General features: G+C 59.5%; 1 protein-coding gene. It reads right to left on the bottom strand.

Annotation, left to right across the window (positions count from 1 at the left end):
- Positions 1 to 52: 52 nt before the first annotated feature.
- Positions 53 to 823: an EF-hand domain-containing protein gene (locus tag RUW20_RS07270; RefSeq protein ID WP_313951541.1), complete on the bottom strand. Its 771-nt coding sequence runs from the start codon at positions 821 to 823 to the stop codon at positions 53 to 55.
- Positions 824 to 1,184: the final 361 nt, after the last annotated feature.

Below are 1,184 nucleotides of genomic sequence, written 5' to 3'. Positions count from 1 at the left end.
GTGTCGGATTGGTAACGGATGGCTTTGCCCCGTCACGCGCGGCAAACAAGGCTCAGGCGCTGGCCAACTCGGCAGACGCACCGCCGCGGCTGCTATTGCCGATACTGTAGGCATCCATCAGGCGCGCGATTTGTGACATCAGCCGGGCGTCCGAGGTGGTGTCGGCCTTGTTCCCTGTGGTGCTGGCCGTCGACGATGTAGACGCGGAGGAGCTGACGGCGGCGCTTTTTTCCTGGTAGGCCTGTGCCTCCTGGAAGCTGATCTTGCCGTCGCCATTGGTGTCGGCCTGATCAAAATTCTTCACCAACGCCGTCAGGTTGGTGGAGAGATCGCTATTCGAGGTCTCCATTTTGCTCGCCACGCTGCTCAGCTGTTCCTTGCTCAAGCCGGCCCCTTCGGGCGGGCGGGGGGGGTGGCCGTTGATGGCTTGAATTCCGTCGTCCCCACCGCGCGCCATCGCTCCTGTCGTGCGCGCGTGCATCAGCTGGCTGTCGAGCTGCTCGCCGACCTTCTTCAGGGTGTCGGAAAACTCCTGCTTGGTGACCTTGCCGTCGCCGTTCGAGTCCAGTTTGGCAAACAATTCGTTGGCCACCGACGCGCTGTCGGACGTTGCGGCTGTCGCTGATGAGCTTGCGGACGACGACGAAAAGACTTTTGCGAAAACCCCCTGAAGGTCTGATTTCTCGATGTACCCCTGCTTTGCCGAGTCCAGCTTGGAGAACAAGGCGTCGGCCATTTGTGCCGGGTCCGGGCGTTTCATCTCCCGTATCTCGCGCATGTCTATCGCGCTGCTGCCGCCAATGCCGCCAATGCTACTGCTCATGATGTGTTCCTTTCTTTCCATGAAATCACCAGACGGCGCTGGCAAGCAGAGTCATGCCTGAGATTCTTGCCACGTCTTCGTCAGCCCCCTGCGTGCCCTCTGGCGGAGCCCGCTCGTTCCTTGCTGTTGGAAAGGTGGCGGGCAATTCGCCCGTAAGCGATTCGGCGTCAATGCAGGTCGGGGATGTAGTCTAGGCAATTATTCGGGATTTGGGGTCCGGAATGGCCGGCGTTACTGTAAAACTGTGTAAATCGCTGCAATGAGCTCGCGCGAGCGAGGTCAGGTTTTTACTTTTGCCCGCCTACATACCATCGGCTGTTATTACGAAGGGAAGAAGAAAAACCTGACCCCGTGCGCGTCG

Origin of the sequence: Accumulibacter sp. (genome assembly GCF_032229525.1) — a bacterium.
GTDB lineage: Bacteria > Pseudomonadota > Gammaproteobacteria > Burkholderiales > Rhodocyclaceae > Accumulibacter.
This window is presented reverse-complemented; position numbering and strand designations above follow the sequence as displayed.